Origin of the sequence: uncultured Intestinimonas sp. (genome assembly GCF_944387725.1) — a bacterium.
In the GTDB taxonomy this organism is placed as follows: Bacteria; Bacillota; Clostridia; order Oscillospirales; family Oscillospiraceae; genus Intestinimonas.
In genome coordinates this window covers 1-25,208 of record NZ_CALXGA010000006.1, presented here as the reverse complement: position 1 = coordinate 25,208, position 25,208 = coordinate 1, and the positions used below count along the sequence as shown (strand labels likewise).

Here is a 25,208-nt window from a genome sequence, read left to right as displayed (position 1 = left end):
CCAATTCTTTTCTCCGGGGCGGTCCGCCCCGTCAGAAGCCGTCGAAGAGGGTCATCTGGCTGGTGTCGGGCAGTCCGGCCAGAGCGCCGCAGTCCTTCAAAAGCTGGATGTGGGCCTTGGTCACCTTGGGGCAGTCGGCGGAGAACTCCTCCACCGAGAGGTACTCCTTGCCCCTGCGCTGCTCCACAATGGACGCCGCCGCCGTCTCCCCCAGGCCGGGGATGGCAAGGAAGGGAGGCAGCAGGGCCTTCTTGTCCTCGTCCACCCGGAAGCGCACCGCGTCGGAGCGGTAGAGGTCCATCTGCTCAAAGGTGAAGCCCCGGATGTAAAACTCATAGACTACCTCCAGGGTGGTGAGCATGTCCTGCTCCACAGCGGTGGCCTCCTTGTCTTTGGCCCGGATTTCGTCCATCTTGGCCCTGGCCCGCTCCAGACCCCGGCACATGACGGAGGCGTCGAAGGCCTTGGCCCGGATGGAGAAGTAAGCGGCGTAGAAGGCCAGGGGCCGGTGGACCTTGAACCAGGCGATGCGGAAGGCCATCATCACATAGGCCACGGCGTGGGCCTTGGGGAAGAGGTAGGCGATCTTCTTGCAGGAGCCGATGTACCACTCGGGGACCCCCAGGGCGCGCATCTCGTCCTCCGCCCCCTCGGGGAGGCCGCGGCCCTTTCGGACGGCCTCCATGATCTTGAAGGCCCGCTTTTCGTTCATGCCCTTGGAGATGAGGTAGATCATGATGTCGTCCCGGCAGCCGATGGCCTGTCCCACGGTGGCGGTTCCGGAGAGGATCAGGTCCCGGGCGTTGCCCAGCCACACATCTGTGCCGTGGGAGAAGCCGGACAGCCGCACCAGGATGTCGAACTCCGCCGGCTTGGTCTCCTCCAGCATCCCCCGGACGAAGCTGGTACCGAACTCCGGGATGGCGGCAGCCCCGGTGGGGCCCAGAACCTTGTCCCCCTCGTAGCCCAGGACCTGGGAGGAGATGAAGATGGAGCGGGTGTCCGGGTCGTCCAGGGGGATGGTCTTGGCGTCCACCCCGGTGAGGTCCTCCATCATGCGGATCATGGAGGGGTCGTCGTGGCCCAGCATGTCCAGCTTTAAGAGGTTGGACTCCATGGCGTGGTATTCAAAGTGGGTGGTGATGATGTCGGTGTCGGTGTCGTCGGCGGGGTGCTGCACGGGGCAAAAGTCGTAAATCTCCTTGTCCTGGGGGATGACCACCATGCCGCCGGGGTGCTGGCCGGTGGTGCGCTTGACCCCGGTGCAGCCCTTGGCCAGCCGGAGCATCTCCGCCCGGGTGGCCGTCTTCCCCCGCTCCTCCATGTACTTTTTCACATAGCCGAAGGCGGTCTTTTCCGCCACGGTACCGATGGTCCCCGCCCGGAAGACGTGGGAGTCCCCGAAAAGCTCGAATGTGTGCTTATGGGCGCTGGACTGGTACTCGCCGGAGAAGTTCAAGTCGATGTCGGGGACCTTGTCGCCGCCGAAGCCCAGGAAGGTCTCGAAGGGGATGTTGAAGCCGTCCTTCTCATATTTGCTCCCGCAGACGGGGCAGAGGGCGTCGGGCATGTCGGCGCCGCAGCCCGCCCCCAGGGTCTTTGCCGTGTCAAAGTCGGAGTGCTTGCAGTTGGGGCAGCGGTAGTGGGGGGGCAGGGCGTTGACCTCGGTGATGCCCGACAGAAAGGCCACGATAGAGGAGCCCACGGAGCCCCGGGAGCCCACCAGGTAGCCGTGGTCCAGGGAGTCCTGGACCAGCTTTTGGGCCGACATGTAGATCACGTCGTAGTGGCGCATGAGGATGTCGTGGAGCTCGGCCTCGATGCGCTGGGTGACGATGGCGGGGGGCTCCTCCCCGTAGAGCCGCTTGGCCTTCCCCCACACCAGGCGCTTGAGCTCCCCCTCGGAGTCCTCCAGCTTGGGGGCGAAGAGGCCGTTGGGCAGGGGGTTTAAATCCCCGCACCAGGCGGCGATGAGGCGGGTGTTGTCCACCACCACCTCCCGGGCGGTCTCCTCCCCCAGGTAGGCAAACTCCCGGAGCATCTCGTCGGTGGTGCGGAAGTAGAGGGGGTTGGGGGCGTCGGCGTCCTCAAAGCCCTTGGTGTTCAGGAGGATGTGGCGGTAAATCTCGTCCTCCGGGTCCAGGAAGTGGACGTCCCCGGTGGCCACCACCGGCTTGCCCAGCTCATGGGCCAGCTCCACGATGGTGTGGTTGAAGTCCCGGAGCTCCTCCTCGTTCCGGGCGATGGTCCGGCCGCTCTTGTCGGGGCGGAGCATGTAGGCGTTGTTGCTGATGGGCTGAATCTCCAGGTAATCGTACCAGGAGGCGATGCGCTTGAGCTCGGCCCAGGAGCTGCGGCGAACCACCGCCTGGAAGAGCTCCCCCGCCTCGCAGGCCGAGCCCAGAAGAAGGCCCTCCCGGTTGGCGTCGATGAGGCTCTTGGGCATCACCGGGTACTGCTTGCGCTGAAAGTGCTCCAGATGGGCCTTGGACACCAGCTTGTAGAGGTTCCGCAGGCCGGTCTGGTTCCGGGCCAGGACGATGAGGTGCCGGGCCCGGCGCTTGCCCTTGCGCTTCTGGTTCTGGGCGGCCGCCCAGCGGTTGATGGCGCCCAGGGAGTGGATGTCGTGCTCCTCCTCCAGCCGTTTAAAGAAGGGGACCAGCATATAGGCCACGGTGGAGGCGTCGTCGGTGGCCCGGTGGTGGTGAAAGGAGGGGAGCCCTAGGTGCCCGGCCACCAGGTCCAGCTTGTGCCTAGACAGGTTGGGCAGGAGGGCCTGGGCCAGGGGTAAGGTGTCCACCGCCGTGGCCTCCAGGGAGAGGCCCATGCGGCGGCAGCCCTCGGAGAGGAAGCCCACGTCAAAGCCGGCGTTGTGGGCGGCCAGAGGGCGTCCGTGGATGAAGTCCAGAAACTGCCGGAGGGCCTCGGCCTGGCCGGGGGCCCCCTTCACCATGTCGCCGGTGATGCCGGTGAGCTGGCTCACCTCATAGGGGATGGGCCGCCCCGGGTCCACAAAGGTGGAGAAGACCTCGTCGGTGACCTTCCCGTCCCGGTAGACCACCGCGCCGATTTCGATGATGACGTCCTTCCGGGCGTCCAGGCCGGTGGTCTCCAGGTCGAAGCAGACATATTCCCCGTGGAAACCGGCGTCCAGGTCCCCCCGGACGGCGGGCATATCGTCCACATCATTAACGAAGTAGGCCTCCACCCCGAAGATCATCTGGATGCCCGCCTTTTTGGCGGCGGAGTAGGCGGCGGGGAAATCGTGGCAGACCCCGTGGTCGGTGATGGCGATGGCGGGGTGGCCCCAGGCCGCCGCCCGCTGAATCACCGCCTTGATGTCGGTGACGGCGTCCATGGCGGACATCTTTGTGTGGAGGTGGAGCTCCACCCGCTTGTCCCCCTCCGCCGCGTCCTTCCGGGGCTCCGGGGGCTTGCCCTGGGCGATGCCCGTGGGCTCAATCTGGAGCTCCCCCTGGTAGGGGCTCACCCGGCCCTGGACGATGAGGCGGCTCCCCTCCTTCAGGGCGCCGGCCAGCTGTTTTCCCTCGTCCCCCACCAGAAACTTGGCCACCCGGACCGAGTTGGTCCGGTCGGTGAGGTCAAAGCGGACCATCCAGGCCCCCCGCTTCTTCATCTCCACATGGTCCACGGCAAAGACCTCCCCCTCCACCGTCACCATCTCCGAGTCCAGAGTCAGGTCCTTTAAGGGGATCTTGGGGAACTTCTTCATGATCTTCCCGAAGAGGAGGCTGCCGCCCCCCTTCTCCTTCTTCTCCGCCGGGACAGGGGGCTTGAGGTGCTTAAGGGTCTCCTGGCGGATGCGCTCGGTCCGGCGGAAGACCGCCATGGGGTCCTCCACCATCGGATCCGCCTCCGCCGGGGGCGGAAACGGGGCCTCTGGCTCCGGGGGCATGTCGGCCTCGGTGGGCAGGGGGGGCAGCTCCTCCAAAAGCTCCAGGGGCGGTTCCTGGTTCAGAGGGGCGCAGAAGCGCAGCTCCATCCGCCCCAGGCGGTAGGCTGCGGTCAGCTCCCCCTCCAGCCGGAGGCGCAGGGGCTCGTCCAGGCAGACGGGGCCCTCCACCTCGGCCAGAACCGTCCGGGCCCCCCGCTGGATCACCGCCGAGCGAACCAGCAGCCCCTCCAGGGCGGGCAGGATCTCCCCCGCCGGCGTCCAATCGGAAAAGAGAGATAGAAATGGGATTTTATGTTGCTCCGGCATAGGCCGGCGCCTCCTTCCAGAACGTTCAGAGATGGGTTACAGGGTTTGGATGAGCTGGAAAAGCTCCTCCACCAGGGCCTCCTGGGGGACCTTCTTCACGATTTCCCCCTTGTGGAACAGCAGGCCCGTGCCGTCTCCCCCGGCGATGCCCACATCGGCGGCGGAGGCCTCCCCGGGGCCGTTGACCACGCAGCCCATGACGGCCACGGTGATGGGCTTGTCCACCGCCTGGAGGCGGCGCTCCACCTCCTCGGCCAGGCCGATGAGGTCGATGCGGGTGCGGCCGCAGGTGGGGCAGGCGATGAGGTTGGGCCCCTCCCGCCGGAGGCCCAGAGCCCGGAGGATGTCCCGGGCGGCATAGACCTCCTCCACCGGGTCGGCGGAGAGGGAGACCCGGAGGGTGTCCCCGATGCCGAAGCCCAGAAGGCCCCCGATGCCGATGGCCGATTTGAGGGTCCCCATCCGCCGGGTCCCCGTCTCGGTGACCCCCAGGTGGAGGGGATAGTCACAGCGCTCCGACATCAGGCGGTAGGCCGCCATGGTGGTCCGCACGTCGGAGGACTTCAGAGAGACGCAGATGTCGTCAAAATCGAATTGATGTAAGAGGGCGATGTGGCCCAAGGCCGACTCCACCAGGGCCTCCGGCGCCGCGCCGCCGTATTTGGCCAGAATGGGCTTTTCCAGGGAGCCGCCGTTGACCCCAATGCGGATGGGGACCCCCCTGGCCCGGCAGGCCCCGGCCACCGCCTTCACCCGGTCGGCCCCGCCGATGTTGCCGGGGTTGATGCGGATTTTATCCGCCCCCGCCGCCACCGCCTCCAGGGCCAGCCGGTAATCGAAGTGGATGTCGGCCACAAGGGGGATGGAGATGCGCTCCCTGATGGCCCCCAGGGCCCGGGCCGCCGCCAGGTCGGGGACGGCCACCCGGACGATCTGGCACCCCGCCTGGGTTAGCCGCTGGATCTGGGCTGCTGTGACCTCCACGTCGCCGGTGGGGGTATTGCACATGGACTGGATGGTGACGGGGGCCCCTCCGCCGACGGGGACGCCCCCCACAAGAATCTGTCTGGTCATAGTCTCCCTCCTCTGGAGATAAGGCTCCACCGGCGGAGGGGACGCCTCCCCTCCGCCGGCACACGGTCAAATAATCAGCTTCACAATGTCGTTGAAGGCCACCACGGCCATGAGGGCCAGCAGGCAGACAAAGCCCGCGGCATTGATATAGCCCTCATACTTGGGGTTGAGCCGCCGGCGGGTCAGGAGGGTAAAGATCCCGTTCACCGCCAGGAAGAAGATGCGCCCCCCGTCCAGGGCGGGGATGGGCAGCAGATTCATCACCGCCAGATTGATGGCAATGAGGGCGATGAAATCCAGGATGTTCACCAGCACCCCGTAGAGCCCCGCCGCCGCCGCGCCTGCCTGGCCCACCTCTCCGGCCATGGCCACGATGCCAATGGGGCCGGACATATCCCGGATCCCCACCGCGCCTGTGAAGAGGTCCCCCAGACTCATCCACACCAGGCGCACATAGTCGATGGACTGGTACCAGGCGCTGCTCAGGGTCTCCAGGGGCCCGGACGCCTGGGGCTGGCCCAGGTAGATGCCCCGCCTTTGGACTGTCTCTCCGGTGGCCTCGTCGGTCAGAGTCCGGTAAGGGAGGGAGAGAATCCCCAGGTCCACCACCCGGCCCTCCCGGAGGACCTCCACCTCCACCGTCTCCCCCGCCCGGCTCAGGTAGAGGAGGGCGTCGGACTGGAAGTAAATCCGGTGGCCGTCCACCCGGTAAAACTGGTCCCCGGGCTGCAGGCCGGTCTCCGCGAGGTCCTCCGCCCCGGCCATAAAGCCGGTGACCACCGGCAGCGAGGGGGTCCCGGCCACGGCGAAGAGCAGGAGGATGAGCCAAAAGCCCGCCGCAAAGTTCATGAAGGGGCCGGCCACCAGGATGAGGAGCTTCTTCCAGGCGGGCTTGGCGTAGAAGGAGCGGGGGTCCCCGGAGTCCTCCTCCTCCCCCTCCATGGCGCAGAAGCCGCCGATGGGGAGGGCCCGGAGGGAGTAGGCGGTCTCCCCCCTGGTCCGGGAGAGGAGCAGGGGGCCCATGCCGATGGCAAACTCGTTGACCCGGACCCCCAGGGACTTGGCGGCCAGGAAGTGTCCGAACTCGTGGATGGCAATGAGAAATCCGAAGAGCAGGATGGTGAGGACGATAGAAAGGATGGTCATAGGCACCTCAACTCAAAGATCGGTCACAAGGGCGCGGGCGGCCTGGTCGGCCCCCAGCACCTCCGTAAGGCCGGGCTTCTGGACCGCCGGCAGGCGCTCCAGGGCCAGGGCAACTCGCTGAGCGATGCCGGGGAAGGAGAGCTTCCCCGCCAGGAAGAGGCCCACCGCCGCCTCATTGGCCCCGTTGAGGACCGCCGTGGCCGTGCCGCCGGTCCGGGCGGCCTCCAGGGCCAGACCCAGGCAGGGGAAGGCATCCAGGTCCGGGGCCTGGAAGGTGAGGCTGGGGCACTCCAGCAGGTTCAGGGGCCGGACGGGCCCGGGGGTCCGCTCCGGCCAGGTGAGCGCGTACTGGATGGGCAGGCGCATGTCCGCCGCCCCCAGCTGGGCCAGTACCGCGTAATCACAGTATTCCACCAGGGAGTGAATGATACTCTCCCGGTGGATGACCACGGAAATTTTCTCCGGCGGCATGTGGTAGAGGCGCATGGCCTCGATGTACTCCAGGCCCTTGTTCATCAGGGTGGCCGAGTCCACGGAAATCTTGGCCCCCATGGACCAGTTGGGATGCTTCAGGGCCTGGGCCGGCGTGACTTCGGCCAGGGCCTCCCGGCTCCAGCCGAAGAAGGGCCCCCCGGAGGCGGTGAGGATGAGGCGGCGCACCTCCCCCCGGTCCCGGCACCCCTGGAGGCACTGGAAGAGGGCCGAGTGCTCCGAGTCCACCGGGAGGATCTCCGCCCCGTACTCCTCCGCCTGGTCCATCACCAGCTCCCCGGCGCACACCAGGGTCTCCTTGTTGGCCAGGGCGATGCGCTTGCCCGCCCGGACGGCGGCCAGGGTGGGCTCCAGCCCCGCAATCCCCACCACGGCGGTGACCACCGTATCGGCGGCGGGCAGGGCGGCCGCCTCCAGCAGCCCCTCGGGCCCGGCGGCCACCCGGACCGGGGTGTCGGCCAGCCGGACTTTCAGGTCCGCCGCGGCGGCGGGGCCGGCGCAGACCGCCAGCTCCGGCCGGAAGCGCCGGGCCTGTTCCTCCAGCAGGGCTGCGTTTTGGTGGGCGGTGAGGGCGGCCACCGGAAGGTCCAGGGCCTGGGCCACCTCCAAAGTCTGCCGGCCGATGGAGCCGGTGGAGCCCAGAATCGACAGGGTTCTGCGCACAGCCTTACACCTCCCAGATGGCGGGTAGATAGTGGATGAGAATTTCAATCAGGGGGGCGCAGAAGATCACGCTGTCAAAGCGGTCCAGCACCCCGCCGTGGCCGGGGAAGATGTTGCCGAAGTCCTTGAGTCCGTACTGCCGCTTGATATAGGAGAAGGACAGGTCCCCCAGCTGGGAGACCAGGCTCCCCAGGGCCCCGTAGAGGGCGAAGCGGGGATAGCTCACTCCCAGGCCGAAGCCCAGATCCATCACCGCGCCGTAGACCAGGCAGCAGGCGATGGCCCCCAGGAAGCCCCCTACAGCCCCCTCCACCGTCTTCTTGGGGGAGAGCTCCGGGGCCAGCTTGTGTTTGCCGAAGGCCATGCCAGCGAAGAGGGCAAAGGCGTCGCTGGTGAAGGCGGCCACCAGTGGGATGAGGATGAGGTGCTTTCCCAGGGCCAGACTATCCAGCCGCACAAAGGAGGAGAGGAAGTAGGGAATGAGCATGGCGAAGAAGAAGGAGCCCCCCATCTTCTCCAGGGTGACGGTGTAGCGGCTGGAGATAGCCGTCAGGAAGATCAGCACGAAGTAGAGGAAGATGCCCACCAGGGCCGAGCGCATCCCCTCCCCGATGAAGACCCAGAAGGGGATGACGCCGGAGAGGACAATGGAGAGCCCGGAGATCTTCGGATTCTTCACAAAGCCCGTGGACCAGAGCACCTCATGGAGGGCAATCATGGACAGGAGGGAGATCATAATGGGCAGAAAGATCGGGGGCAGCAGAAAGAACACCACAAAGATCAGCGGGATGCACACCACCGCCACCAGGATACGTTTTCCCATGGTTTTAAATGCCTCCAAACCGGCGGGAGCGGCCCTGATAGGCCGCCAGGGCCCTGTGGAGCTCTTCCTTGGAAAAGTCGGGCCAGAGCACGTCGGTAAAATAGAATTCAGCATAGGCCGCCTGCCACAGCAGAAAGTTGGAGATCCGCACCTCTCCGCTGGGCCGGATGACCAGGTCGGGGTCGGGGACGCCGGCGGAGTACAGGTAGCCCCCGAAGGCCGCCTCGGTGAGGTGGTTGGGATCGGCCCGGCCCTCCAGGCAGTCCAGGGCAAAGGCCCGGGCCCCCCGGAGGAGCTCGTCCCGGCCCCCGTAGTTCAGGCAGATGTTCACCTGACAGCCCTCATAGCGCTGGGAGATCTCCTCCGTCTCCCGGCACAGCTCCCGGAGCTCCTGGCTCAGGGGGCTTAAATCCCCAAAAAAGCGCATCTTCACCCGGTCCCGCTCCATGCGGCCGATGGCCTCCATCAGGTACTTCTTCAAAAGACCCATGATAGCGGAGACCTCCTCCGCCGGGCGCTTCCAGTTCTCGGTGGAGAAGGCGTAGACCGTCAGGTACGCAAGGCCGATCTCCTTGCAGTAGGTGGCGATGGCGCGGAAATTCTCCGCGCCGGCGGCGTGACCGGCAGTGCGGGGCAGGCCCCGGCGCTTGGCCCACCGGCCGTTGCCGTCCATAATGATGGCCACATGGCGGGGCAGGCGGGTAAAGTCCACCTCCGCCGGGGGCTTCTTCTTCCAAAGGGCCATACGCGCCTCCTCAGGTTCAGACAGGAATCGCGGGGACAGAAAGCGTGCGGGGCGTGTCAAACGCCCCGCACTGCGGTGGGATTGCGCTCCGGGCTTTTATACGGCCATGAGCTCCTTTTCCTTCTTGGCCGCCAGCTCGTCGAGCTCCTTGCAGCGCTTGTCGGTCAGGTCCTGGAGCTCCTTCTCAAAGTCCTTGCAGTCGTCCTCGGTGATCTCGGACTTCTTTTGCAGGGCCTTGAGCTTATCCATGGCCTCCCGGCGGACGTTGCGGATAGCCACCTTGCCGTTCTCGGCGTATTTCCGCACCTGCTTGGTGAGCTCCTTACGGCGCTCCTCGGTGAGCTGGGGGAAGTTCAGGCGGATGGAGGAGCCGTCGTTCTGGGGGTTGATGCCCAGGTCGGAGGCCTGGATGGCCTTCTCGATGGCCTTGAGGACGGAGCCGTCCCAGGGCTTAATGAGGAGGCTCCTGGGGTCGGGGGAGGAAATGGCGGCCACCTGGTTGATGGGGGTGGGGCTGCCGTAGTAGTCCACCGTGATTTTGTCCAGCACGGCGGCATTGGCCCGGCCGGCCCGGACAGCCGCGAAGTCGGAGATGACCACGTCCACGGTCTTCTGCATCTTCACGCTGTACTCCTTGAGAATCTCGTTCATCTCATTTCTCCTCCTTGACGATGGTGCCGATTTTCTCGCCCATGACCACCCGGTAGATGTTCTCCGGGTCCCTGAGGGCAAAGAGAATCACGGGAATTTTGTTGTCCATGGAAAGGGAGGTGGCGGTGGTGTCCATCACCTCCAGGTGCTGGGTCAGTACGTCGTCGTAGCTGATGCTGTCGTACTTGACGGCGTTAGGGTCCTTCCGGGGGTCGGCGCTGTAGACGCCGTCGATGTTCTTGGCCAGCAAAATGGCGTCGGCGTCGATCTCGGCCGCCCGGAGCACCGCGGCGGTATCAGTGGAGAAGAAGGGGTTGCCGGTGCCGCAGCCGAAGATGACCACTCTCCCCTTCTCCATATGGCGGATGGCCCGGGAGCGGATGTAGGGCTCGGCCACCGCCCGCATCTCGATGGCGGTCTGAACCCGGACGTCCACCCCCTTCTGCTCCAGCACGTCGGCCAGGGCCAGGGCGTTGATGGCGGTGGCCAGCATCCCCATATGGTCGGCCCGGGTGCGCTCCATCCGGCCGCCCCCGTCCTTCACGCCCCGCCAGAAGTTGCCGCCGCCCACCACGATGCCCATCTGCACCCCGGCCTGACAGCACTTCCGGATGACGTCGCAGACCTCGCCGATGACGTCGAAGTCCAGCCCCCGGCTGGCGTCTCCCGCCAGGGCTTCGCCGCTGACCTTCAGCAGCACCCGCTTATACCGCAGCTCAGGCATATCCATGTCCCCTTCCCTTGTCACAGTTCTGTCCCTCCATTTTAATATAAGTTTTCCCTTTTGCATAGAGGTCAGAACAGTTTTTTTACAATTTGTTTTCAGACCCGGCGGCCGGAGCCGCGCCGCCTACTTCATGGCGGCCAGCTGCTCCTCCAGCCCGGCAATGAGTGCAGCGAGCTTTTCGGCCCGCTCCCGCTCGGCCTGGACCACGTTGGCCGGGGCCTTGTTGACAAAGCCGGGGTTCTGGAGCTTGGTCTGGAGCTTGTCCCGCTCGGCCAGCTGCTTGCCCAGCTCCTTCTCCAATCGGGCCTTCTCCTTCTCCAGGTCCACCAGCTCGGCCAGGGGCATGGAGATGCGGGCAGAGGGGGTGAGGACGGTGACCTCCCCTTTGTCTCCCTCCTGGGCTCCGGACAGGCCGGTGATGGTGACCTCGCTGCCGTAGGCCAGGCGCTTGAGGAAGGGAATCCCGGCGTGGAAGACCTCCTGCTCCAGGGTGGCCACAGTGAGCCGGGCCTTTCTGGAGGGGGGCACGTTCATCTCGGCCCGGCGGGTCCGCACCGCCCCGATGGCCTCCATGATGAGCTCCATGGCCTTCTCCTCCTCCGGGAAGTCCAGGCGCACATGGTGCTCCGGCCAGGGCTGGAGCATCAGGTAGTCCCCTTCGTGGGGCAGGGCCTGCCAAATCTCCTCGGTGAGGAAGGGCATGAAGGGGTGGAGGAGCTTGAGGATGCCGGTGAGGACGTAGCAGAGGACCTGCTGAGCCCGGACCTTGGCCTCCGGGTCCTCCCCCTGGAGCCGGGACTTGGTGAGCTCGATATACCAGTCGCAGTAGTCGTCCCAGATGAAGTCGTAGACCTTCTGGGCGGCCACCCCCAGCTCGAACTTCTCCAGGTTCTCGGTGACCTCCGGGATCACCCGGTTGAGCTTGGAGAGAATCCACTTGTCCTCCAGCTCCAGCTTCTCCGGCAGCTCGCATCGATCAATGGTCAGGTTCATCATCAGGAAGCGGGAGGCGTTCCAGATTTTGTTGGCGAAGTTCCGCATGGCCTCGCACCGCTCGGTGTAGAAGCGCATGTCGTTGCCCGGGGAGTTGCCGGTGACCAGGTTGAAGCGCAGGGCGTCGGCGCCGTACTGCTGGGCGATCTCCAGGGGGTCGATGCCGTTACCCAGGGACTTGGACATCTTCCGGCCCTTGTCGTCCCGGACCAGGCCGTGGATAAAGACGGTGTGGAAGGGCGGCTTGCCGGTGTGCTCACAGCCGGAGAAGATCATCCGGGCCACCCAGAAGAAGATGATGTCGTAGCCGGTGACCAGCACATCGGTGGGGTAGAAATATTTGTAGTCCTCGGTCTCCTCCGGCCAGCCCAGGGTGGAGAATGGCCACAGGGCAGAGGAGAACCAGGTGTCCAGCACGTCCTCCTCCTGAACGATGTGCGCACTGTGGCAGTGCTCACACTCGGTGGGGCCGGTCTCGCTGACGGTGATCCCGCCGCAGTCCTGGCAGGTCCAGGCGGGAATCCGGTGGCCCCACCAGAGCTGCCGGGAGATGCACCAGTCGTGGACGTTCTCCATCCAGTTGGTGTAGATTTTGGAGAAGCGGTCGGGGACGAACTTGACCTCCCCGTCCCGGACCACCCGGAGGGCCTCCCGGGCCAGGGGCTCCATCTTCACAAACCACTGGGCGGAGATCAAGGGCTCCACATCGCTGTGGCAGCGGTAGCAGGTGCCCACATTGTGCTGGTGGGGCTCCACCTTCACCAGGTATCCCCCCGCCTCCAGGTCAGCCACAATGGCCTTCCGCGCCTCGCAGCGGTCCATACCGGAGTACCGGCCGTAGCCCTCCGCCACCTTGCCGTTGTCGTCCAGGACCCGGATGGTCTCCAGGTTGTGCCGGAGGCCCACCTCAAAGTCGTTGGGGTCGTGGGCGGGGGTCATCTTCACGCAGCCGGTGCCGAAGGCCGTGTCCACATAGGCGTCGGCCACGATGGGGAGCTCCCGGCCCACCAGGGGGAGGACGCAGGTCTTGCCCACCAGATCGGTGTAGCGTTCGTCTTCTGGGTTTACCGCCACGCCGGTGTCCCCCAGCATGGTCTCCGGCCGGGTGGTAGCCACCACTACATACCGGCCCTCCTCCCCCTGGATGGGATAGCGGATGTGCCAGAGACTGCCGGGCTTGTCCTGATACTCTACCTCGGCGTCGGAGAGGGCGGTGACGCAGTGGGGGCACCAGTTGATGATCCGGGAGCCCTTATAAATGAGCCCCTTCTGGTAGAGGGAGACAAAGACGTGCCGCACGGCGGCGGAGAGGCCCTCATCCATGGTGAACCGGGCCCGGGACCAGTCGCAGGAGGCCCCCAGCTTCTTCTGCTGCTCCACAATGCGGTTTCCGTACTGGCTCTTCCAGGCCCATACCCGCTCCAGGAACTTCTCCCGGCCCAGGTCGTAGCGGGTGAGGCCCTCATGCTTCCGCAGCTCCTCCTCCACCTTAATCTGGGTGGCGATGCCGGCGTGGTCGGTGCCGGGGACCCACAGGGCGGCGTAGCCCTGCATCCGCTTGAAGCGGATGAGGATGTCCTGGAGGGCGCAGTCCATGGCGTGGCCCATGTGGAGCTGTCCGGTGACGTTGGGGGGCGGCATGACGATGGTAAAGGGCTTCTTGTCCGGGTCCCGGCGGCCCACAAAGCAGCCGTTCTTCTCCCACATCTCATAGATGCGCCCCTCTGCCTCCTGGGGCTCATAGACCTTTGGCAATTCTCGGTTCATGGGTTGAAACTCCTTTCCTTGCGGCGCTGCTGCATCCAGCCCAAGGGGGATGCAGCAGAGATTATTTCAGCAGGGCCTGCATGTGTTTGGTGTTCAGCGGGTGATAAATGGCCTTCCGGCCGCATTTCTCCTCCAGAAAAGCGATAAGCGCCTCCGGCGTCCCCTGGGTCAGGTCGGCCTTGGCAAAGCAGGCGCCCCCCGCCGTTTTGCTGCCCAGGAGCACATAGTCCTCCGAGACAAAGAGGCCGCTGACGTCGCCGTAGGAGAAGAGCCGCCGCTCCTCCTGGTCGCTGCCGGGCAGGAGGGAATCGGGGGCCCGCAGGGTGCAGCCCTCCTGGTCGAACTCCAGCAGGAGCTCCGTATCTGCGTCCTCAGGGGCGACGGGGTGGCTCCGGGCAGTGCGGATAAAGGCCCTGGTGCTCCGGCCCTGGAGCTGCCCGGCGGCGTACCAGACCAGCACTGCGGCGGCCAGCACCAGGAGGAGGCCGGCGGGGCCGCTCCAGTCCTGGGTCACGGCCAGCACCACCGCCGCCGCGGCCAGCATCAGAGGACCTCCCACCTTGATTTTAAAGAAGAGGCTTGCCCGCTCCTGGGCCCGGCGGAACAGGAAAAACTGCTCGGTGCAGCGGCTGAAGCGATCCCCGGTGGTCTTGACGGTAAACAGGGGCATGGTTGTCGTTCCTCCTTACACAAAAAAACGCCCCGGGACCTCTCGGTCTCAGGGCGGATGACTCCGCGGTACCACCTGAATTCGGACGCTGTGCGTCCGCGCTCTTGTCCCGGTAACGGCGGGAGGCCGGCGGGGCCTAATCTGGGTTCAGCCCGCAGCTCTGGGACCACCTTCCCCGCGTCCCTTGGAAAGCCTTGCACCAAACCGGCTTCTCTCTGGACCAGACACGCGGGTACTCCTTCCCTTCTCAGCCTTTGACCTGTTCAGTATATGCAATTTCCCCGGAAAAGTCAACAAAAAAATCCGCCCCCGCCCCAACAGGGGTGGAGGCGGTGTTGCCTTAATTTTCCCGGAAGCGGGAGAGAAATTCCCTGGTACGCTGCTGTTTGGGGTTGGAAAAGACCTCCTTGGGGGCTCCCTCCTCGCAGATAACCCCCTCGGACATGTAGACCACATGGTTGGACACGTCCCGGGCGAAGGCCATCTCGTGGGTGACCACCAGCATGGTCATGCCCCCGTCGGCCAGGGAGCGCATGACCTCCAGCACCTCCCCCACCATCTCTGGGTCCAGGGCCGAGGTGGGCTCGTCGAAGAGGAGGACCTCCGGCTCCATAGCCAGGGCCCGGGCGATGGCCACCCGCTGCTTCTGGCCGCCGGAGATCTGCCGGGGCTTGGCGTTGATGTAGGGGGCCATGCCCACCTGCTCCAGATACTTCATGGCGTTGGCACGGGCCTCCTGGGCGTTCTTTTTCAGCACCTTGGTCTGCCCCACCATGCAGTTTTGAAGCACCGTCATGTTGTTGAAGAGGTTGAAGGACTGGAAGACCATGCCCACCTTGGTCCGGTAGGCGTTGGGGTTGACCTTGCCGCCGGTGACGCTCTCCCCGTGGAAGATGATCTCTCCGCTGGTTGGGGTCTCCAGGAGATTGATGCACCGCAGGAGGGTAGACTTACCGGAACCCGAGGCCCCAATGATGCTGGTCACGTCCCCGGGCCGGACGGTGAAGTCGATATCCTTGAGCACCTGGTTGCTGCCAAAGGTCTTGGAGAGGTGCCGGACCTCTAAAATGGCGTCGCTCATGTCAGCGGTCCCCCCTTGTCCGTCCGTGCTTGAGTTCCTGCCGGATGCGTTCCCGCTGCTCCTTGCTGTGCTCGTCGAAGGGGGTACCCCGGTCGGGGTGGCTGTAGGTGCCGGCGGCCAGGACCAGCGAGTCGCCCTGGACCAGCTCGTAGCTGTCGGAGCCGTCCAGCACCTTCTCCAGCAGCCGCAGCAGGAAGGAGGCGGTGAGGGTCATGCACAGGTATCCGATCATCTCAATGGCGGCGGAGGGGAAGTACATGTTGTTGACCCCCACGATGTTCCGGTGCTGGGCAAAGAAGTCGAAGAAACCGATGATGAACATCACCGAGGTGTCCTTGATATTGATGATGAAGTTGTTGCCGATCTGGGGCAGAATGTTTCGGATGGCCTGGGGCAGGATGACGCTGGTCATGGTCTGGAAGTGGTTCATACCGATGGCCTTGGCCCCATCGGTCTGGCCGGGGTCAATGGAGATGATGCCGCCCCGGACGCTCTCGGCCATATAAGCCCCGGTGTTGATGGAGACCACGATGAGCGAGGCGGCCCAGATGCCCGGAATCCCCCGAAAAGCCACGGCGTTGTCGGTAAAGTAGGGCAGGCCGTAGTAGATGAACACCGCCTGGAGCACCATGGGGGTGCCCCGGAAGACCTCCACATAGACCCGGACGATCACCCGGAGGAGTTTTAGGAAGAAGCGCTTGACAGCGTGGTCCTGGCGGCTGTGGGGGATGGTGTTGAGCACTCCGCAGAGAAAGCCGATGAGGCAGCCCACCAGAGTAGCCGTCACCGCCAGGATCAGGGTGTTGAGAATGCCGTTGAGATAGCGGGAGGCATAGGTCCCCCAGAGCAGGGCGATGTCGGCCCCCAGCTCCGCGAATTTATCCATGCCGGAGTGGCTCCTTTCTACCGTCAGACAGCGGGCTGGATGGCAATGGCCTCGTCCATCATGGCATTGAAGTCATCCTCGGTCATGGTGGAGAACACATCGTTCATGGCCGTCTGGAGCTCGGTGTTGCCCTTTCGGACGGATACGCCGATGTTCACGTTCTCCGCCCGCTCTTCCTCGCTGGCGAACTGGAAGTCGCCGTCCGTGCCGGAGAAGTTGAGAACCACAAGGCCGGGGTTCTTGGCCGCAGCCCCGTTGGCGGTGGGCAGGTCAGTGCAGATGAAGTCCACGGTGCCGCTCTCCAGGGCCATAATCATGGCCGGGGCGGTATCGGCGGGGGGCTGGATGTCAGCGCCCTCGATCTGGGGCAGGCAGGAATCATACCAGATGGTGCCGGACTGGGCGGTGCAGGTGCCGCTGAGATCGGAGATGCTGGTGGCGGAAGCGTTGGGGCTGTCCGCAGTGGTGACGCAGACAATGGTGGCATAATAGTAGGGCCCGGCCATATCCACCTCGGCCATACGCTCGGCGGTCATGGACTGGCCGGCGATGGCCACGTCAATGGTTCCGGCGGCCAGGGCCGGAGAGAGTCCGCCCCACTCCAGGGCCATGACCTCCAGCTCCCAGCCGTAGGCGTCGCAAATCTTCTGGGCCATCATCACGTCGTAGCCGTTGGCGTAGGAGCCGGGATTGTTGACAATGGGCACGGCCCCGTTGGAATCATCCACCTGAGTCCAGTTATAGGGGGCGTAGGCGCACTCCATGCCCACGGTGAGGACGCCGTCCTCCACGCCGGAGAGCACGGCGCCGGCGGTCGCGGCGGGGGCGGAGGCTGTGGGGGTGGCGCTCTCAGGGGCGGGGGTCTCGGCGCTCCCGCCGCCGCAGGCGGCCAGGGTCACGGCCATGGTCGCGGCCAGGAGCAGGCTGGGCAGTCTCTTCATTGCAATCATCTTTCCTTTCCTGTGTGTCGGATGGGCGCCGGAAGGGCGCTGGAACATCAAAAACGACCGCGGCGCGGCGCCGGCGGTCGTTTTCCAAACATCCCCATTGAGTGGAACCGGAAAAGAACGATAGCACTCCACGCAACGTGACAGTCGGCGGGATATTCTCCCACCGCCCAACAGCCCGCCCCTCAACCTGACGGCCATTTCGGCGAAGCCCCCTTTCCCTCCGCGTCACCGGCCGTCGAGCGCCTCGGCAGGGGTACTGATGGTCTTCGCGCCTCTATCATCTTTGATTGGGTGTGATTCTATCACGATTTCCGGTGCTTGTCAACATATCCTGCGGTTTTTCCGCAACAAACGTCTGAGTAAATAAATTGTAAGCAACCGCCCCTATTCTGACTTGATAAACAAGAAATGGAATTTACGTTATGGCCCAGTTCGCAATCAATTTTCAGATAGTCAAGAATTTAGAAAATATTTTGCCGGTTGATAAAAACGAATCTGCTCTCTTCCGGGGGTGAATTCCTTCCTGCGTTTGTCGCGGCCGCTTTTCATCCAGGCGTTGCAATTTTTCGCCCTTTGGGGTAAAATGGTGTGCAACGCCTCCGCCGCAGACAGCGGGCGGAGGGGCGCGGCAGACGCCGCGAGATGACGAAGGAGTGAAAGACCACATGCCAGAAGCCCTCAACCCCACCATGACCCAGAACTTTATCCACGATTTTATCGACGAGGACCTGGCCCCGGGGGGGCAGTTCCAGGGCATGACCGTCCACACCCGGTTCCCTCCGGAGCCCAACGGCTACCTCCACATTGGCCACGCCAAGGCCATTTTCATCGACTTTGGCACCGCCGAGAAGTACGGCGGCCTGTGCAACCTCCGCATGGACGACACCAATCCCACCAAGGAGGATGTGGAATATGTGGAGGCCATCCAGGAGGACATCCACTGGCTGGGCTATGACTGGGGGGACCGCTTTTTCTACGCCTCCGACTATTTTGAGCGGATGTACGGCTATGCCGTGGAGCTCATCCAAAAGGGCCTGGCCTACGTCTGTGCGCTCACCCCGGAGGAGTTCAAGGCGTACCGGGGGGACGTGAACACCCCCGCCCGCTCCCCCTGGCGGGACCGGCCCGCAGAGGAGTCCCTGGACCTCTTCGCCCGGATGCGCGCCGGGGAGTTCCCCAACGGTAAATACACCCTCCGGGCCAAAATCGACCTGGCCTCTGGCAACTTCAACATGCGGGACCCGGTGCTCTACCGCATCAACCACATGCGCCACCACCGCCAGGGAGACAAGTGGTGCATCTACCCCATGTATGACTTCGCCCACCCCCTGGAGGACGCCATCGAGGGGATCACCCACTCCCTGTGCTCCCTGGAGTTCGAGGATCACCGCCCCCTTTACGACTGGGTCATTGCCAACTGCTCGGCGCCCTCCAAGCCCCGGCAGATCGAGTTTGCCCGGCTGGGCATCAACTACACCGTCATGAGCAAGCGTAAGCTCCGCCAGCTGGTGGAGGAGGGCCGGGTCTCCGGCTGGGACGACCCCCGGATGCCCACCCTCTGCGGCCTGCGCCGCCGGGGCTACACCCCCCGGTCCATTCGGAACTTCTCCGAGCGCAACGGCGTCAGCAAGGCTGCCTCCACCGTGGAGTATGCCTTCCTGGAGCACTGCCTTCGGGAGGACCTGAACGAGACCGCCCAGCGGGTTATGGCGGTGCTCCGCCCGGTGAAGCTCACCATCACCAACTACCCCGAGGGCCAGAGCGAGACCTTCCAGGTGGAAAATAACCCCAACCGGCCCGAGGACGGCGTCCGGGCGGTCGCCTTCTCCCGGACCCTCTATGTGGAAGCCGAGGACTTTCTGGAGGCCCCGGTGCCCAAATATAAGCGCCTCTATCCCGGCGGCCCCGAGTGCCGTCTGAAGGGGGCCTATCTGGTGAAGTGCACCGGCTGTATCAAGGATGAGGCGGGCCGTGTCACCGAGATTCTGGCCGAGTACGACCCGGACAGCCGGGGGGGCGACCCAGCCGACGGCCGGAAGGTAAAAGGGGCCACCCTCCACTGGGTGGACGCCGCCACCGCTGTGGAGGCCGAGGTCCGGCTCTACGACAATCTCTTTTCCGACGCCGACCCCGACGCCGGGGACAAGAACTTCCTGGACTGCCTGAACCCCAACTCCCTGGAAATCCTTTCCGGGGCCAAGGTGGAGCGGAGCCTGGCCCAGGCCCAGGCCCCCGCCTCCTACCAGTTCCTGCGGCAGGGCTACTTCTGTGTGGATAACCGGGACTCCACGCCGGAGCACCTGGTCTTCAACCGCTCTGTGAGCCTGAAGGACTCCTTCAAGTTCTGACGGCCCGCCTGTGTCCCAATCCTTGAAAACGAGGTGGTTCCCATGTACCTCTTCCGCAACGACTACTCCTTCGGCGCCCCTCCCCAGGTCCTGGCCGCCCTGGGGGAGACCAGCCTGGAGGGCAACGTAGGCTACGGCGAGGACGGCTACTGCCGCCGGGCGGAGGCTTTGCTGCTGGACCTGTGCCAGTGCCCGGAGGGGAAAGTGGAGTTCCTCACCGGCGGCACCCAGGTCAACGCGGTGGCCATGGCCGCCTTCCTGCGCCCCTGGGAGGGGGTCCTCACTGCGGACTCCTCCCACCTCAACGGACACGAGGCCGGGGCGGTGGAGGCCGCCGGCCACAAGCTGCTGCTGGCGCCCGCCGGACCAGACGGCAAGCTCCGGCCGGAGCTGCTTCTCCCGATTCTGGAGGAGCACCAGAACCCCCACACCGTCAAGCCCCGGGTGGTGGAGGTGGCCGACGCCACCGAGAGCGGCGGCGTCTACACCCGGGCCGAGCTCTCCGCCCTCTCCGCCTTCTGCCGGGACAACGGTCTGCTGCTGTATGTGGACGGGGCCCGGCTGGGGGCCGCCCTCACCTCCCCCCAGAGCGATCTCACCCTGCCGGACCTGGCCCGGCTGGCCGACGCCTTTACCATCGGCGGCACCAAGAACGGCGCCCTCATGGGGGAGGCCCTGGTGCTGGCCAACCCGGCCCTCCAGCCCGACTTCTTCCGCATTAAGAAGCAGATGGGGGGCGTGCTGGCCAAGGGCTGGCTGCTGGGGGCACAGTTCGAGGCCCTGTTCCGGGACGGCCTCTACTTCGAGCTGGCCCGCCGCGGCAACGCCATGGCCGCCCGGCTCCAGGCCGGCCTGAAGGCCCTGGACTGGCAGCTGTGGGTGGACTCCCCCACCAATCAGATTTTCCTGGTGGTGGACCAGGTCCGGCGCTCCGCCCTTCAGGCGATCTGCGCCTTTGAGGACTGGCGCCCCGCCCGGGAGAGCGGCCACACCGTCATCCGGCTGGTCACCTGCTTTGCCACCACTCCGGAGGACGTGGACGGCTTCCTGACCGCCGCCGCCCGGCTGTAAACGCCCCATCAAAAACGCCCAGCCGTTGATTTGGCTGGGCGTCTGCATCTTCCGCCCCAATGGGTACGGCAGGTGAATCCGCTTCGTTGAAAGGAGTTCTTACCCATGCTGAAAAAGCCCCGCATCCTGGTGGTGGGCAGCCTCTCTATGGACCTCACCGCCTCCGCCCGCCGTGCCCCCGGCGCCGGGGAGACCGTCATCGGCCTCTCCTTCTCCACCGCCCCCGGGGGCAAGGGGGCCAACCAGGCCGTCCAGTGCGCCCGTCTGGGGGCCCGCACCACCTTTGTGGGCCAGGTGGGAGCCGACCCCTTCGGGTCCTCCCTGCTGGAAACCGTGGAGGCCCAGGGGGTGGATACCTCCCACGTCACCGTGGACCCAAGCGCCCCCACCGGGGTGGCCCAGATTCTGCTGGAGATCACGGACCAGGGCGCCCAGAACCGCATCACTGCCTGCCCCGGCGCCAATTTTACCCTGACGGTGGACCAGGTGTCCTGGCTGGAGGGCGCCATTGGGGACTACGACATGGTGCTGCTCCAGTTCGAGCTGCCCATGGCGGTCAATGAGGCGGTGGCCGGCTGGGCCAGGGCCGCCGGCGTCCCGGTGATGGTCAACCCGGCCCCGGCGGCCCCCCTCTCGCCCGCCCTGACGGCCTGCGCCACCTACCTCTCCCCCAACGAGTACGAGGCCGCCGCCCTCTCCGGCCTCCCCATCCGCTCGGACGCCGCCGGGTTCTCTCTGGAGGATGTGGCGGCGGCGGCCATGGACCTCCGGGCCCAGGGGGCGGCTTATGTGCTGGTGACGTTGGGGGAGCACGGCGCTGTGCTGGCGGGGCCGGAGGGCCTCCAGCAGACCCCCTGCGTCCGTATGCCCCAGGTGGCCGACCCCACCGCCGCCGGGGACTCCTTCGTGGCGGCCTTCTGCACCGGGCTGTGCGCCGGGCTCTCCCAGGGAGAGGCGCTGACCTTTGCCAGCCATGCCGCCGCCCTCACTGTCTCCCGGTCCGGGGCCATGCCCAGCCTGCCCACCGCGGCCCAGGTCCAGACCCTCCTGCGGGAGCGGGGCTGCTCCGCCTTCGACCCCGGCCTGCTGGACGCGCTGGCCGGAAATCCTCCAGCGCGGCCTAGGGCTTGTTTGAAACATGTCAACATGCCCAATCAGCGGGGCTTTTGCCCCCTGGACGGCGCAATTTTTCCTTGAAATCCGCCAGGATTCCTGCGAAAAAATTGCTTGCCAGCGGCCCAAAATCCCTCGCTGCTGGACACATCGCCAATTTTCAAACAAGCCCTAAAAGAGCCCCGTGATTTTTCCGTTCTCGTCCACGTCGATGTTCTCGGCGGCGGGGACCTTGGGGAGACCGGGCATGGTCATGATGTCCCCGGTGAGGGCCACCACGAAGCCGGCCCCGGCGGAGACCTTCACCTTCCGCACGGTGATGCGGAAGCCGGAGGGGGCCCCCAGCTTGGCGGGGTCGTCGGAGAGGGAGTACTGGGTCTTGGCCATGCACACGGGGAGGTCTCCATAGCCCAGCTCGGTGAGCCGCTGGAGCTCCTTGGCGGCGGCGGGGGCGAAGTCCACCCCGTCGGCTCCGTAAACCTTCTGGGCAATGGCCTGGATCTTCTCCGCCAGGGGGGCGGAGGACTCGTAGGCAAAGCGGAAGTCCTTTTTCCCCTCGTCGATGATCCGCAGGACCTCCTGGGCCAGGGCCTCGCCCCCCTGTCCCCCCTTGCCCCAGACCTCGCTGAGGGCCACCCGGACCCCGAAGCGGCCGCAGGCCTCCCGAATCCTCTGGAGCTCAGCCTCGGTGTCGCTGTCAAAGCGGTTGATGGCCACCACGGCGGGCAGGCCGAAGACCTGGGTGATGTTCTCCGCATGCTTGAGGAGGTTGGGCAGGCCCTTCTCCAGGGCCTCCAGGTTTTCCCGGCCCAGACCGTCCTTGGGGCAGCCCCCGTGGTGCTTCAGGGCCCGGACCGTGGCCACGATAACCACCGCGTCGGGGGCGAGGCCGGCGGCCCGGCACTTGATATCCAAAAACTTCTCCGCCCCCAGGTCGGCCCCGAAGCCGGCCTCGGTGACCACATAGTCCCCCAGCTTCAGCGCCGTGTCGGTGGCCGACACCGAGTTGCAGCCGTGGGCGATGTTGGCGAAGGGCCCGCCGTGGATGAGGGCGGGGGTGTGCTCCAGGGTCTGAACCAGGTTGGGGCGGATGGCGTCCTTCAAAAGGGCGGTCATGGCCCCCTGGGCCTTCAGATCGGAGCAGTACACCGGCTCCCCGAAGCGGTTGTAGGCCACCACCATCCGGCCCAGCCGGGCCTTTAGGTCCATGAGGCCGGAGGCCAGGCACAGCACGGCCATAATCTCCGAGGCCACGGTGATGTCGAAGCCGTCCTCCCGGGGGACGCCGTCTACCTTTCCCCCCAGGCCGCAGACGATGTTCCGAAGCTGCCGGTCGTTCATGTCCACGCACCGCCGCCAGGTGACCCGGCGCACGTCGATGTCCAGGGCGTTGCCCTGCTGGATGTGATTGTCCAGCATAGCGGCCAGGAGGTTGTTGGCCGCCCCGATGGCGTGGAAGTCCCCGGTGAAGTGGAGGTTGATGTCCTCCATGGGCACCACCTGGGCGTAGCCGCCCCCGGCGGCGCCCCCCTTCACCCCGAAGACCGGACCCAGGGAGGGCTCCCGCAGGGCCAGAATCACATGCTTGCCCAGCCGGTGGAGGGCGTCGGACAGGCCCACGCTGGTGGTGGTCTTGCCCTCCCCCGCCGGGGTGGGGTTGATGGCGGTGACCAGGATGAGCTTCCCCTTCCGGGGGGCATCCCGGAGGGCCAAGGTGTCTACCTTGGCCTTATAACGGCCGTAGTACTCCAGCAGGTCCTCCCCCAGGCCGGCCTGGGCGGCGATCTGGGCGATGGGCAGCAGCTCCGCCGCCTGGGCAATTTCGATGTCAGTCTTCATAACACGGCGTCTCCTCTCTCTATATAATATCTATCTCTATTTTTGGTGGTGCGGAGGCCCTCAGAGGTTCAGCAGGGCAGCCGCTGCGGTGCCGATGAGGTTGGCGTCGGCCACCTTCCGGAAGGCGTAGTGCCGGCCCAGGACGCCGGTGAAGTATTCGGCGCACAGCCGCTCCAGCTTGCCCCGGAAGAGGTGGCCCTTGTAGAAGGTGGAGCCCTCCGCCACGATGCAGACGGGGCGGTGGATGTGGGTTCCGGCCCCGGTCTGGAGGAGGATGCCCCCCAGGTTGGCGCACACCAGCCGGGCCGAGCGCTCCACGGCCCGGTCGATGACGGTGTAGACGGCCTCCCGGTCGGCCTCCGTCCGGCAGGCAGAAGCCAGAAGGCCGTCCCCGTAGGGGCGGGCGCTGAAGGCGTCGGCCTGCACCGAGGTCAGCCCCGCCAGCCCCTGGAGGAAGGCGGAGAGTTTTGGGGAGAAGAGGCCCTCCTCCGCACCCTGGCGCAGGGCGTAGTAGATGACCTCCCCCTGGTAGCGGCCAGAGACCATCTTCTCATAGCGGCACAGCCCCGGGTCCACGCTCTGGGCGTCCAGGCGGCGGTCAAATTCACTCTGGGGGGCTCCGTCAAAGCGGGCCGCCTCCATGTTGATGAGCATGGTGTCCCGGGCCCAGGGGGCGGCGACCTTGGCCAGCTTTTCCCGGTCCTCGGCGTAGCAGGTGTTGACCCCGGTTCCGTAGATGAGACCGATGAAGCCGTCAAAGACCTCCTCTCCCAGGGCGGCTACGCCCCCCAGCAGGGCCGCCACCGTGTCGTTGAGCACCGCGAAGGTGACGCCGGGGGCCCCCTTCTCCGCCAGGGCGGCGGAGAGGTCCCGGCCCAGCTCCCTCCCCTCGGCCCCCTCCACCTGGACCTGCTTGGAGAAGCGCAGGACCCGGCCGTCCCGGTTGGGGAGAATCTCGGCGGCGTAGGAGAAGCACAGCCCCACCCGGCGGCTGCGGCCGGTCAGAGGCAGCACCGCCTCCGCCACCTGGTCTACAAATTCCGCCCAGGTGATGGGCCCCTGGGAGCCGGGCATGGGGAAGACCCGCAGCTCCTGGACCTCCGGCCCCTGGGCGCCTAGGGAGACCAGGGCGATGCGGAAGTTGGTGCCGCCGGCGTCGATGACAATGGCGGGCTGGTTTCGGGGGACCTCCCCCTGGGGGGAGAGATAGGTGGGGAGCATCAGCATGTGGGCGTCCGGGTCCCCCCGGAGGCCCTTTTCCATGTCGGCCTGGAAGGCCTGGGCGCACCGGTCCAGGTCCACCCGGCCCGGGTCCATACCGTAGGCCCCCAAAAAGGCGTCCACGCGCCTGGTCACATCTGTCATAAGCATTCTTCCTCTCTAGTTGGTAGAGAAAATGGGGCGGGTCACGGCCCGCCCCATTTCCATTTTACCTGATTTTTTACTTCTTGGCAAGGTATTTCCGCATATCCAGGGCGCAGGCGAAGAGGATAATAGCGCCCTTGATGAGGTACTGGTAGTTCTGGTCGATGCCGGCGAAGGTCAGGCCTACGAAGATGAGCCGCAGCATGATGACGCCGATGATAATGCCGCTGATCTTGCCGATGCCGCCCACGAAGGAGACGCCGCCGATGACGCAGGCCGCGATAGCGTCCAGCTCGTAGTTGAGGCCGGTGTTGGCGTTGTTGGCGGCCACACGGGCCCCCTCGATGAAGCCGGTCCAGCCGTACATGGCCCCGGCCAGGGCGAAGACCAGGATGGTGGTCACCAGCACGTTGACGCCGGACACCCGGGCGGCCTCCTCATTGGAGCCCAGGGCAAACATGTTCTTGCCGAAGGTGGTCTTGTTCCAGATGAACCACATGATGGCGGCCAGAAGGATGGAGTAGAGCACATAGCGGGGGATGGGGACGCTGGCCCCGTTACCGGCGGGGATGGAGAAGAGGG

The 25,208-nt window shown here is 65.6% G+C and carries 18 protein-coding genes, 1 pseudogene, 1 riboswitch and 1 other annotated feature; of the genes and pseudogenes, 3 read left to right on the top strand and 16 right to left on the bottom strand.

Annotated features, from left to right (window positions below; genetic code table 11):
* Positions 1–31: 31 nt before the first annotated feature.
* From Q0K09_RS01815 to Q0K09_RS01755, 13 genes are all read right to left on the bottom strand, one after another.
* Complete coding sequence (locus Q0K09_RS01815) at positions 32–4,222, bottom strand: PolC-type DNA polymerase III (protein WP_294472155.1); 4,191 nt, start codon at positions 4,220–4,222, stop codon at positions 32–34.
* Between the two features lie 36 nt (positions 4,223–4,258).
* Positions 4,259–5,296: a flavodoxin-dependent (E)-4-hydroxy-3-methylbut-2-enyl-diphosphate synthase gene (gene ispG, locus Q0K09_RS01810; protein ID WP_294472153.1), complete on the bottom strand. Its 1,038-nt coding sequence runs from the start codon at positions 5,294–5,296 to the stop codon at positions 4,259–4,261.
* A 66-nt stretch (positions 5,297–5,362) separates the two neighbouring features.
* Positions 5,363–6,442, bottom strand: a complete 1,080-nt coding sequence (locus Q0K09_RS01805; RefSeq protein ID WP_294472151.1) for a site-2 protease family protein — start codon at positions 6,440–6,442, stop codon at positions 5,363–5,365.
* A 12-nt stretch (positions 6,443–6,454) separates the two neighbouring features.
* Positions 6,455–7,597: a 1-deoxy-D-xylulose-5-phosphate reductoisomerase gene (locus tag Q0K09_RS01800; RefSeq protein ID WP_294472148.1), complete on the bottom strand. Its 1,143-nt coding sequence runs from the start codon at positions 7,595–7,597 to the stop codon at positions 6,455–6,457.
* 4 nt (positions 7,598–7,601) lie between these two features.
* Positions 7,602–8,420: a phosphatidate cytidylyltransferase gene (locus tag Q0K09_RS01795; protein WP_294472146.1), complete on the bottom strand. Its 819-nt coding sequence runs from the start codon at positions 8,418–8,420 to the stop codon at positions 7,602–7,604.
* Between the two features lie 4 nt (positions 8,421–8,424).
* Positions 8,425–9,165: a polyprenyl diphosphate synthase gene (uppS, locus tag Q0K09_RS01790; RefSeq protein WP_294472144.1), complete on the bottom strand. Its 741-nt coding sequence runs from the start codon at positions 9,163–9,165 to the stop codon at positions 8,425–8,427.
* A gap of 96 nt (positions 9,166–9,261) precedes the next feature.
* Positions 9,262–9,816 carry a ribosome recycling factor gene (gene frr / locus Q0K09_RS01785; RefSeq protein WP_294472142.1) on the bottom strand — a complete coding sequence of 185 codons (555 nt, stop codon included), beginning with the start codon at positions 9,814–9,816 and terminating at the stop codon, positions 9,262–9,264.
* A gap of 1 nt (position 9,817) precedes the next feature.
* Positions 9,818–10,540, bottom strand: a complete 723-nt coding sequence (pyrH, locus tag Q0K09_RS01780; protein WP_294472140.1) for a UMP kinase — start codon at positions 10,538–10,540, stop codon at positions 9,818–9,820.
* A 126-nt stretch (positions 10,541–10,666) separates the two neighbouring features.
* Positions 10,667–13,303 (bottom strand): valine--tRNA ligase, encoded by a 2,637-nt coding sequence (locus tag Q0K09_RS01775; RefSeq protein ID WP_294472137.1) that lies wholly within the window; start codon positions 13,301–13,303, stop codon positions 10,667–10,669.
* A 61-nt stretch (positions 13,304–13,364) separates the two neighbouring features.
* Complete coding sequence (locus tag Q0K09_RS01770; RefSeq protein ID WP_294472135.1) at positions 13,365–13,973, bottom strand: hypothetical protein; 609 nt, start codon at positions 13,971–13,973, stop codon at positions 13,365–13,367.
* Positions 13,974–14,019: 46 nt separating this feature from the next.
* Positions 14,020–14,231 (bottom strand) — a binding site (T-box leader).
* Between the two features lie 82 nt (positions 14,232–14,313).
* Positions 14,314–15,054, bottom strand: coding sequence for an amino acid ABC transporter ATP-binding protein (locus Q0K09_RS01765; protein ID WP_294472133.1), 741 nt, complete (start codon positions 15,052–15,054; stop codon positions 14,314–14,316).
* A gap of 1 nt (position 15,055) precedes the next feature.
* Positions 15,056–15,940, bottom strand: coding sequence for an amino acid ABC transporter permease (locus tag Q0K09_RS01760; RefSeq protein ID WP_294472130.1), 885 nt, complete (start codon positions 15,938–15,940; stop codon positions 15,056–15,058).
* Between the two features lie 23 nt (positions 15,941–15,963).
* Positions 15,964–16,881 (bottom strand): transporter substrate-binding domain-containing protein, encoded by a 918-nt coding sequence (locus Q0K09_RS01755; protein ID WP_294472129.1) that lies wholly within the window; start codon positions 16,879–16,881, stop codon positions 15,964–15,966.
* 122 nt (positions 16,882–17,003) lie between these two features.
* Positions 17,004–17,175: riboswitch (Lysine riboswitch) on the bottom strand.
* A 380-nt stretch (positions 17,176–17,555) separates the two neighbouring features.
* Here Q0K09_RS01755 and Q0K09_RS01750 point away from each other — a divergent pair.
* The 3 genes from Q0K09_RS01750 to Q0K09_RS01740 all read left to right on the top strand — a co-directional run bounded on the left by Q0K09_RS01750 (position 17,556) and on the right by Q0K09_RS01740 (position 21,506).
* Positions 17,556–19,238: a glutamine--tRNA ligase/YqeY domain fusion protein gene (locus tag Q0K09_RS01750; protein WP_294472127.1), complete on the top strand. Its 1,683-nt coding sequence runs from the start codon at positions 17,556–17,558 to the stop codon at positions 19,236–19,238.
* 42 nt (positions 19,239–19,280) lie between these two features.
* Positions 19,281–20,309, top strand: a complete 1,029-nt coding sequence (locus Q0K09_RS01745) for an aminotransferase class I/II-fold pyridoxal phosphate-dependent enzyme (protein ID WP_294472125.1) — start codon at positions 19,281–19,283, stop codon at positions 20,307–20,309.
* Positions 20,310–20,414: 105 nt separating this feature from the next.
* Positions 20,415–21,506 carry a ribokinase gene (locus Q0K09_RS01740; protein WP_294472123.1) on the top strand — a complete coding sequence of 364 codons (1,092 nt, stop codon included), beginning with the start codon at positions 20,415–20,417 and terminating at the stop codon, positions 21,504–21,506.
* An 87-nt stretch (positions 21,507–21,593) separates the two neighbouring features.
* On the opposite strand, the gene Q0K09_RS01735 is transcribed toward Q0K09_RS01740, so the two are convergent.
* From Q0K09_RS01735 to Q0K09_RS01725, 3 genes and pseudogenes are all read right to left on the bottom strand, one after another.
* Entirely contained in the window at positions 21,594–23,261 is a 1,668-nt protein-coding gene (locus Q0K09_RS01735; RefSeq protein ID WP_294472121.1) for a formate--tetrahydrofolate ligase, read from the bottom strand.
* A 60-nt stretch (positions 23,262–23,321) separates the two neighbouring features.
* Positions 23,322–24,626, bottom strand: a complete 1,305-nt coding sequence (locus Q0K09_RS01730) for a hypothetical protein (protein WP_294472119.1) — start codon at positions 24,624–24,626, stop codon at positions 23,322–23,324.
* Positions 24,627–24,702: 76 nt separating this feature from the next.
* Positions 24,703–25,208, bottom strand: a pseudogene (locus tag Q0K09_RS01725) (beta-methylgalactoside transporter); the annotation flags it as partial.